Origin of the sequence: Sphaerotilus sp. (assembly GCF_041083715.1) — a bacterium.
Classification (GTDB): Bacteria; Pseudomonadota; Gammaproteobacteria; order Burkholderiales; family Burkholderiaceae_C; genus Sphaerotilus.
This window is the reverse complement of the sequence record NZ_JBFPGY010000219.1, coordinates 1-8638: the sequence shown is the minus strand read 5'-3', so window position 1 is coordinate 8638 and position 8638 is coordinate 1. Positions and strand designations below refer to the sequence as shown.

Genomic DNA, 8638 nt, shown 5'->3' with positions numbered 1-8638 from the left:
GCGCTGAGCGATTTCCGCGATGGCCGCCTCGGTGAATCGACTGCGGCCTGAAGGAGGTCCGCCATGACCGAGCTGCTTCGACTGTCTGGCCGCCAGAGCGAGGTGGCCGCGGGCCTGCGCGTGCGCCGGATCCTGCCGGATCTGGCGCGGCGCGCTGTGGGTCCGTTCGTGTTCTTCGACCACTTCGGGCCCGTGACGCTCGCCCCCGAGGTGGACAGCGACGTCGGTGGCCACCCGCACACCGGCCTGGCGACCGTCACCTACCTCTTCGCGGGCCGCCAGATCCACCGCGACAGCCTGGGCACGGTGCAGGCGATCGAGCCCGGCGCGGTGAACTGGATGACCGCCGGCCGCGGCATCGTCCACAGCGAGCGCGCCCACGACGACGACCGCGGCCACGCCCGCCCGGCGCACGGTCTGCAGCTCTGGGTGGCGCTGCCACCGGAGCTGGAGGAGACCGACCCCGCCTTCCAGCACGTGCCGGCCAAGGACATTCCGGTGGTGGAGCTGCCCGAGGGCGGGCAGGCGCAGGTGCTCGTCGGGCAGGCCTGGGGCGTGAGCAGCCCGGTGCGCGCGGCGTCGCCCACGCTCTACCTTGACGTCACGCTGCCGCCGCAGGCGGTGCTGAACCTGCCGGCGCTGGCACCCGAGATGGCGCTGTATGGCCCGACCACCGGCCTGGTGGTCGACGGCGAGCCGGTCGGCGCGGGCGAGATGGCCGTGCTGCCCACCGGGCAGGGGGCCGCGGTGCAGGCGGGGCCGGCAGGGGCACGGTTCGTCGTGATCGGTGGCGCGCCGCTGGCGCAGCCTGTGCGCATGTGGTGGAACTTCGTGTCCACCGACCGCCAGCGCATCGCCGACGCCGCCCGCCGCTGGGCGGAGGGCGGGTTCGCGCCGATCCCGGGCGACACCGGCCGCATCGCCGCGCCGCCCTGGCGCGGATAGGCCAGCGGGGCGGGCCGGCGCTCAGGCGGCCGACGCGCGCCGCAGCCAGCCCAGGCCGTCCGAGGTGCCACCGGTGACCGCGCCGCGCGCCGGCCGGTACTCGCAGCCCACCCAGCCCTGCCAGCCGCAGGCCGCCGACACCTCGTCGATCACGTCGAACAGGTACGCGTAGTTCAGCTCGCCGAGGTCCGGCTCATGCCGCATCGGCACGCCCGCGATCTGCAGGTGCCCGACGCGCCCGGTGGGCAGGTACTGGCGCAGCTTCATCGCCACGTCGCCCTCGACGATCTGGCCGTGGTAGAGGTCGAACTGCACCTGCAGGTTCGCGGTGCCGATCGCCTGCACGATGCGGTGCGCCTCGTCCTGGCGGTTCAGGAAGTAGCCGGGCATGTCGCGGGGGTTGATCGGCTCGATCAGCACCGCCCGCCCCGCGGCGGCGGCCTGCCCGGCGGCCCAGGCGAGGTTGCCCTCGTAGACCGCCTGCAGCTGCGCACGCTCCACGCCTTGCGGCGCCAGACCGGCCATCACATGGACGCGCGGACAGCCGAGTGCTTGGGCATAGTCCAGCGCCCGCGCGAAGCCGTCGCGGAACTCGGCCTCGCGCCCCGGCAGGCAGGCGATGCCGCGCTCGCCCGCGTCCCAGTCGCCGGGGGGCGCGTTGAACAGCACTTGCTGCAGTCCGTGGCCGGCCAGCCGCCGGGCGATCTCGGCGGCCTCGAAGGCGTAGGGGAAGAGGTATTCGACGGCCGGGAAGCCATCGGCGGCGGCGGCGGCAAAGCGGTCGAGGAAGGCGTGCTCGTTGTAGAGCATCGACAGGTTGGCGGCGAAACGGGGCATGGCGTGTCCAGGTGCGTGGTGAGGGGCGCTGGCGGTGTCCGGATCACCAGCGTGCGCCGAAATGCTGCCGCAAGTCCTCGATCTGCGGTCCGGTCAGCGGGGCGGGGCGGGTCAGCAGCCACAGCCGCGCGGTTTCTTCCAGCTCTTCGAGGACCGCGCTGGCCTCGGCCGGACTGCGGTGCCAGACGTTGGGGCCGAGCCGGTCGAGCATGACCGCGCGCAGCGGCGTGCCGGCGGCGCGCGCCGCCTCGATCCGCGCGGCGACCAGGTCGGCGACGGCGGGATCGCCCGGCCGGTGGTAGGGAATCAGCGGCACGTGGCCGACCTTCATCACGAAGTACGGCGTGATCGGCGGAACGATGTCGTCCGGGTCCGCCACGCCCGCCAGCGTCAGGGCCACGAGGTGGGTCGAGTGCGTGTGGATCACGCAGCGGGCCTCGGGGTCGGCGGCGTAGATGCGCCGGTGCAGCGTGAGCGTCTTCGAGGCGCGGTCGCCGCTGGTCTGCACGCCGTCCGCGTTCACGGCGGCCAGCCGCTCGGGCACGAGCGTGCCGAGGCAGGCGTCGGTCGGTGTGATCAGGAAGCCACCGTCGTCGGTGCGCACGCTGATGTTGCCGGCGCTGGCGTGGACGTAGCCCCGGGCGAACAGCGAGGCGCCGACGCGGCAGATCGCGGTGCGCAGGTCGTCGGTGTCGATCATGGGCGGGCCTGCTCTTCCAGCCGCGCGAAGGCCTTGGTGAAGAAGTCGAGGCTGCCGAAGTTGCCGGACTTCAGTGCGACGTGCACGGTGTCGCCCGCGCAGACGGGCGACACCGCCGCGGTCCAGGGCACGCCCGGATCGATCTGCGGCCCGATGGCCATCTGGCGCACGCCCAATGCCTGCACGACCGCGCCGGACGTTTCTCCGCCTGCCACGACCAGTTGCCGCACACCCGCCTGCACCAGCCCGGCGGCAATGCGCGAGAGTGTGCGCTCCACCAGTTCGCCCGCTTCGGCGACACCGAGCCTGGCTTGCACGGCGCGGACCGCCTCGGCCTCGGCCGTGGCGTAGACCAGCACCGGTCCTTGTGCCAGCCGGGGCGCGGCCCATTCCAGCGCCTGCGCGACCACGTCCTGGCCGGCCGCGATGTCCAGCGGGTTCACGGCAAAGGCCGTTCCGCCCTGCTGACGGAACTGCTGCACCTGCGCGTTGGTCGCCAGCGAACAGCTGCCCGACACCACGGCCCGCAGGCCGGTCGCGGCCGGCAGGCGGTCCGCGGCTTCATCTGGTGCCAGTGCGCCCGCGGTGCGCCAGTTCTGTGGCAGGCCGATGGCGATGCCCGATCCGGCGGTCACCAGCGGCATGCCGGCCAGCGCCACACCGATCCGGTACAGGTCGTCGTTGCCGATCGCGTCCACCACGGCGATGCCGACGCCATCGGCCTGCAGCGCGGCGAAGCGCTGCGCGATGGCCTCGGCGCCGCGGGCCACGACCTCGTGCGGCACCAGCCCGACGCGGCGCTGCGTCTGCGCCTGCAGCACGCGCACGAGGTTGGCGTCGGTCATGGGGGTGAGCGGGTGGTGGCGCATGCCGCTGTCCGACAGCAGCACGTCACCGACGAACAGGTGGCCCTTGAACACCGTGCGCTGGTTGTCCGGAAAGGCGGGGCAGGCGATGGTGAAGCCCTGGCCGGGGCCGTGCAGCGCATCGAGTAGCGCATCGGTCACGGGACCGATGTTGCCGGCCGGGGTCGAGTCGAAGGTGGAGCAGTACTTGAAGCAGACCTGCTGCACGCCCTGCGACTGCAGCCAGCGCAGCGCGGCCAGCGATTGCGCGACGGCCTCGTCCGCAGGAATGGTGCGCGACTTCAGCGCGACCACGAGGGCGTCGGCATCCACCGGGCCGCCGGTCTCGTCGGGCACGCCGATGGTCTGCACGGTGCGCATGCCGCTGCGCACGAGGTTGTTGGCGAGGTCGGTGGCGCCGGTGAAATCGTCGGCGATGCAGCCGAGCAGGGGGCGGCGGCTCATGGCTCGACCTGCGGCTGCGGCAGGGTGATGCCGGGGAAGATCTTGATCACGGCCGAGTCGTCCTCGCGCCCGAAGCCGGCGCTGGAGGCCTGCATGAACATCTGGTGCGCCGTGGCCGACAGCGGCAGCGGAAACTTGCTGGCGCGCGCCGTGTCGAGCACGAGGCCGAGGTCTTTCACGAAGATGTCCACCGCCGACAGCGGCGTGTAGTCGGCGGCGAGCACGTGCGCCATGCGGTTCTCGAACATCCAGCTGTTGCCGGCGCTGTGCGTGATCACCTCGTAGAGCGCGGCGGCGTCCACGCCTTCGCGCAGGCCGAGCGCCATGGCCTCCGCCGCCGCGGCGATGTGCACGCCGGCCAGGAGCTGGTTGATGATCTTCACCTTGCTGCCGTTGCCGGCCTGGTCGCCGAGCCGGTAGACCTTGGCGGCCATCGCGTCGAGCGCCGCGCCGACCTGGGCGTAGGCGTCGGGGTGGCCGGCGGTCATCATCGTCATCTGGCCCGACGCGGCCTTGGCGGCGCCGCCGGAGATCGGCGCGTCCAGGTACCGCACGCCCAGCGCCGCGAGCCGGGCCTCCAGCGCGACGGACCAGCGCGGGTCCACGGTGGAGCACATGACGAAGACGCTGCCCGGCCGCATCGCCGCCGCCGCGCCGTGCTCGCCGAAGAGCACGGCCTCGGTCTGGGCCGCGTTGACCACCACGCTGACGACGATCTCGCAGTGCGCGGCGACCTCGGCCGGGCTGGTGCAGGCGACGCCACCTTCCTCGGCAAAGGCCTGCGCCGCTTCGTGGCGCACATCGCAGACGTGGACACGGTAGCCGGCGCGGCGCAGCGACGCCGCCATGCCGCGGCCCATGGCGCCGAGGCCGATCAAGCCGATAGGAAGGTCATTCATGGCGAGTTCTTGGGAAAGAGGGGGATTGATTTGTCAGGTTGTCGTACAAATTATCGCCATCCCTCGAACGTGCATCAGCCGGAAATACCCTCGGCGTGGCGGATGCGCCGGGCGGCGTGCCGCATGTGCTGTGCGCCGGCCGTGCGGGCGGCGTCCACGTCGGCGGCTTCGATGGCGGCGACGATGGCTGCGTGCTCGTCCCGCACCTGCTGCGCCAGGTCGGCGTGTCGGGCTTCGTGGGCGCGGGTGACGCGGGTGGCGTCGAGCAGGAAGCCGTGCAGATAGGCCAGCGTCGAGAGCAGGAAGGGGTTGCCGGCCGCCTGCGCGATGGCGGTGTGCAGGGCCACGTCCTCGGCCACGCCGTCGCCACCGGCGGCGACCGCGTCGTCCAGCACCTGCACGGCGCGCCGGATCTGCTGCAGTGCCTCGGGCGTGCGGCGTGCCGCGGCCAGGGCGGCGGCCTCGGATTCCAGCGCACGGCGCACCTCGATCATCTGGACCACCGCGTCGATCGAGCCGTCGGGGGCCAGCACCAGCGGATCCAGCGCCGGCATCTGCTGCACGAAGGCGCCCGACCCCTGGCGCGACTCGACCAGTCCCAGCGTCTTCAGCCGCGACAGCGCTTCCCGGACCACCGTGCGGCTCACGCCGAAGCGTGCCACCAGCGCCCCTTCGGTCGGCAGCCGCTGGCCGGGCACGAACTGCCCGCTGCGGATGCCCGCCATGAGCGCCTCGGCGAGCTGCTCCGACAGGCGTGCCCCGAGCTTCAGCGGGGGCATGGCACGGAAGGCGTCCGGCGGGAGATCGGCTGGGGGCATGGGTCGGGGTCCGGACGTCGAAGGGCAGGCTGCGTGGCCACGCAATATACGGCGGCCGGCCGGTCTGCCTGTGCGCCTATCCGCCCAGCAGATCGCTCCGGTCCTTCAGGTCCACCCCGGTGCGCTGCAGTTGCCGCGCCGCCTGCGCCAGCCACCACAGCTTGCGCGCCGCTTCCGCATGGCGCAGCCCTTCGGCGCGCACGTTCGACAGGCAGTTGCGCTCCGCGTCCGTGCGACCGACGCGCGGGGCGTGGGTGAGGTAGACGCCCAGGCTGTCCGGCGCACTCAGCCCCGGCCGTTCGCCGATCAGCACCGCGACCATCGGTGCGGCCAGCCGCTGCCCGATGTCGTCGCCGAGCGCCACGCGGGCCTGGGTCGCGACGATGACCGGGCCGAGCCGCCAGCCATCCGGCCGCTGCCGCAGCAGCTCGTCGATCAGCGGCACGGCCTGGCGCTGCACCGCGGCCGACGAGAGTCCGTCGCCGACCACGAGCAGCAGGTCGGCGTCGAGCGCACCGCGGGCATCGAGCTGCACGGCGCTTTCGTGCCCGAGCCGGCGGCCGAGGTCCGGACGCAGCAGGTAGGTCGCGCGGTCCGGCGCCGCGCTGTGCACGCGCAGCGTCGGCAGGCCGAGCGCTTCGATCTCCGCGCACAGCGCGTCGGCGTCCAGCGGCAGGTGCACGGCGTCGCGGGCCATGGCATGCGCTGCGCCGAAGGCCAGCAGCGCGTGCGTCGGCAGGCTCGATCCGCTGCGACCGAGGCCGACACGGGCCGGTGTCAGCGCCCGCAGGTGTGCCCACGGGTCGGGCGTGGTCAGTGGGGTCGCATCGCTCATCCCAGGCGCTCCAGGTGCGTCAGCAGGGCGTGGCCGGACGCGACGGGCAGCATGCGTCCCGCGGCGTCCGCGATGCCCATGCGGGCCAGCCACGCCTCGAACTCGGGCGCGCGCCGCAGGCCGAGCACCTCGCGCAGGTAGAGCGCGTCGTGGAAGGACGTGCTCTGGTAGTTGAGCATCACGTCGTCCGCGCCGGGCACGCCGATCAGGAAGGTGACGCCGGCCGTGCCGAGCAGGGTCATCAGTGTGTCCATGTCGTCGGAGTCGGCCTCGGCGTGGTTGGTGTAGCAGACGTCGCAGCCGATCGGCAGGCCCAGCAGCTTGCCGCAGAAGTGGTCTTCCAGCCCGGCGCGGATGATCTGCTTGCCATCGAACAGGTACTCCGGCCCGATGAAGCCGACGACGGTGTTGCAGATCATCGGGTCGAAGGCGCGGGCGACGCCGTAGGCACGTGCTTCGCAAGTCTGCTGGTCCACGCCGTGGTGGGCGTTGGCCGACAGTGCCGAGCCTTGGCCAGTCTCGAAATACATCACGTTGTCGCCGATGGTGCCGCGCTTCAGGCTGAGCGCGGCTTCCCGCGCCTCGCGCAGCACGGCCAGGTCGATGCCGAAGCTGCGGTTGGCCGCCTCGGTGCCGGCGATGGACTGGAAGACCAGATCGACGGGCGCGCCGTGTTCGATCGCCTGGATCTGGTTGGTGACGTGGGTCAGCACGCAGGACTGCGTCGGGATCTCGAAGCGCTGGATCACCTCGTCCACCAGCCGCATCAGGTCTGTCAGCGGGCCGAGGCCGTCGCCTGCCGGGTTGATGCCGATCACCGCGTCGCCGGCGCCGTAGAGCAGACCGTCGAGCATCGAGACGGCGATGGCGCGCGGGTCGTCGGTCGGGTGGTTCGGCTGCAGGCGCATCGCCAGCCGCCCGGGCAGGCCGAGCGTGTTGCGAAAGCGCGTGATGACGCGGCACTTGCGCGCCACGAGGATCAGGTCCTGGTGGCGCATGAGCTTGCTCACCGCGGCGGCCATCTCCGGCGTGATGCCGCGGCGCACGCGGGCGAGCGTGGCCTCGTCGGCCGTGTCGCCGAGCAGCCAGTCGCGGAAGTCGCCCACGGTGAGGTGGGCGATCTCGGCGAAGGCGGTGGCGTCGTGGTGGTCGAGGATCAGCCGCGTGACCTCGTCGGTCTCGTACGGGACCAGCGCTTCGTTCAGGAAGGTCTTCAGCGGCAGATCGGCCAGTGCCATGCGGGCGGCCATGCGCTCGGCGGCCGTGCGGGCGGCGAGACCCGCCAGCACATCGCCGGAGCGCAAGGGCGTGGCCCGCGCCATCAGGGTGGCCAGATCGGCGAACTGCCAGACATGGCCGCCGAGGGTGTGTGCGTAGGGCATGGCACTCCGGAGAGATGTGGGTTGGCAGGAGGTCATCCGTTCTCGACCTGCTGCTCAAAGTGTGAGCATTCCAACGAAAACCACACTGTGACAGGCACTTGGCGTCACCGATCACAGGCTGTCCCCAGGGTTATACACAGGCTCCGGGGATAACTGGCGTGTGCTGACCCAAGGGAAGATGTGGAGCCGGGGAATGTCGTCGTCGGCGCTATGCTCGCATCCATGACCCGCTCTCCCGCACACCCGACCAGCCTGCGTGTTCACCAATACCTCGGCCTGCAGCCCGGACCGCGGCTGGTCGTGCTCGGCGCTGTCCATGGCAACGAAACCTGCGGCACGCAGGCCCTGCGCGGCCTGCTCGACGCCTTCGACGAGGGACGCTTGCTGCTGCGTCGGGGGCAGCTCACGGTGGTGCCCGTGACCAACGCGCTGGCCCACGCCCGCCACGCCCGCGAAGGCGAGCGCAACCTGAACCGCAAGCTGGTGCCACCCGCCATTCCGCAGGATTTCGAGGACCGGGTGGCACGGGTGCTGTGCCCGCTGCTGCAGGCACACGACGTGCTCCTGGATCTGCATTCCTTCCACACCGCCGGTGCACCCTTCGTGATGGTCGGCCCGCGCGACAACACCGGGGATCTCGAACCCTTCGCCCATGCACGGGCCGAGGCCGCGCTGGCGGCCGCACTCGGTCCTGCGCTGTTGGTGGAGGGCTGGCTGGAGACCTATGCCCGCGGCGTCGAGCGCCGTCGGGCCAGTGCCGCGGCGGCTGCGCTCGGCCGTGCGGCGCCGGATCCGCAGTTCGGCGTGGGCACGACCGAGTACATGCGCGCCTGTGGCGGCTATGGGGTCACGCTCGAATGCGGGCAGCATGGCGACCCCCAGGCACCGGAAGTGGCCCGGCTGGCCGTGCTG

9 protein-coding genes are annotated in these 8638 nt (G+C 72.1%); 2 read left to right on the top strand and 7 right to left on the bottom strand.

The features are described 5' to 3' along the window. Nucleotides 1-63 precede the first annotated feature (63 nt). Nucleotides 64-945 carry a pirin family protein gene (locus AB3X43_RS09645; protein ID WP_369429627.1) on the top strand — a complete coding sequence of 294 codons (882 nt, stop codon included), beginning with the start codon at nt 64-66 and terminating at the stop codon, nt 943-945. A 21-nt stretch (nt 946-966) separates the two neighbouring features. On the opposite strand, the gene otnI is transcribed toward AB3X43_RS09645, so the two are convergent. The 7 genes from otnI to AB3X43_RS09610 form a co-directional block, all read right to left on the bottom strand. Then, nucleotides 967-1782, bottom strand: coding sequence for a 2-oxo-tetronate isomerase (gene otnI / locus AB3X43_RS09640; RefSeq protein WP_369429626.1), 816 nt, complete (start codon nt 1780-1782; stop codon nt 967-969). A gap of 43 nt (nt 1783-1825) precedes the next feature. Continuing rightward, the gene (locus AB3X43_RS09635; RefSeq protein ID WP_369429625.1) at nt 1826-2482 is read right to left on the bottom strand and encodes a class II aldolase/adducin family protein; all 657 of its coding nucleotides are present in this window, start codon (nt 2480-2482) and stop codon (nt 1826-1828) included. Continuing rightward, nucleotides 2479-3792 carry a 3-oxo-tetronate kinase gene (gene otnK, locus AB3X43_RS09630; protein ID WP_369429624.1) on the bottom strand — a complete coding sequence of 438 codons (1314 nt, stop codon included), beginning with the start codon at nt 3790-3792 and terminating at the stop codon, nt 2479-2481. The genes AB3X43_RS09635 and otnK overlap by 4 nt, the downstream gene beginning before the upstream one ends. Further along, nucleotides 3789-4721 (bottom strand): L-threonate dehydrogenase, encoded by a 933-nt coding sequence (ltnD, locus tag AB3X43_RS09625; protein WP_473965105.1) that lies wholly within the window; start codon nt 4719-4721, stop codon nt 3789-3791. The genes otnK and ltnD overlap by 4 nt, the downstream gene beginning before the upstream one ends. Before the next feature lie 44 nt (nt 4722-4765). Next, nucleotides 4766-5509, bottom strand: a complete 744-nt coding sequence (locus AB3X43_RS09620; RefSeq protein WP_369429622.1) for a FadR/GntR family transcriptional regulator — start codon at nt 5507-5509, stop codon at nt 4766-4768. Between the two features lie 76 nt (nt 5510-5585). Next, nucleotides 5586-6344, bottom strand: a complete 759-nt coding sequence (eutC, locus tag AB3X43_RS09615) for an ethanolamine ammonia-lyase subunit EutC (protein ID WP_369429621.1) — start codon at nt 6342-6344, stop codon at nt 5586-5588. Next, nucleotides 6341-7726, bottom strand: a complete 1386-nt coding sequence (locus AB3X43_RS09610; protein WP_369429620.1) for an ethanolamine ammonia-lyase subunit EutB — start codon at nt 7724-7726, stop codon at nt 6341-6343. Before AB3X43_RS09610 ends, eutC begins: the two co-directional genes overlap by 4 nt. 222 nt (nt 7727-7948) lie before the next feature. On the opposite strand from AB3X43_RS09610, the gene AB3X43_RS09605 reads away from it, so the two are divergent. Next, a partial coding sequence (locus AB3X43_RS09605) for a M14 family metallopeptidase (protein WP_369429619.1) occupies nt 7949-8638 on the top strand: 690 nt, incomplete at its 3' end.

What these genes read in the sequence shown, in the direction of transcription:
- AB3X43_RS09645 (WP_369429627.1), top strand. Translation starts at nt 64, where the DNA reads ATGACCGAGCTGCTTCGACTGTCTGGCCGCCAGAGCGAGGTGGCCGCG.
- otnI (WP_369429626.1), bottom strand. Translation starts at nt 1,782, where the DNA reads ATGCCCCGTTTCGCCGCCAACCTGTCGATGCTCTACAACGAGCACGCC.
- AB3X43_RS09635 (WP_369429625.1), bottom strand. Translation starts at nt 2,482, where the DNA reads ATGATCGACACCGACGACCTGCGCACCGCGATCTGCCGCGTCGGCGCC.
- otnK (WP_369429624.1), bottom strand. Translation starts at nt 3,792, where the DNA reads ATGAGCCGCCGCCCCCTGCTCGGCTGCATCGCCGACGATTTCACCGGC.
- AB3X43_RS09620 (WP_369429622.1), bottom strand. Translation starts at nt 5,509, where the DNA reads ATGCCCCCAGCCGATCTCCCGCCGGACGCCTTCCGTGCCATGCCCCCG.
- eutC (WP_369429621.1), bottom strand. Translation starts at nt 6,344, where the DNA reads ATGAGCGATGCGACCCCACTGACCACGCCCGACCCGTGGGCACACCTG.
- AB3X43_RS09610 (WP_369429620.1), bottom strand. Translation starts at nt 7,726, where the DNA reads ATGCCCTACGCACACACCCTCGGCGGCCATGTCTGGCAGTTCGCCGAT.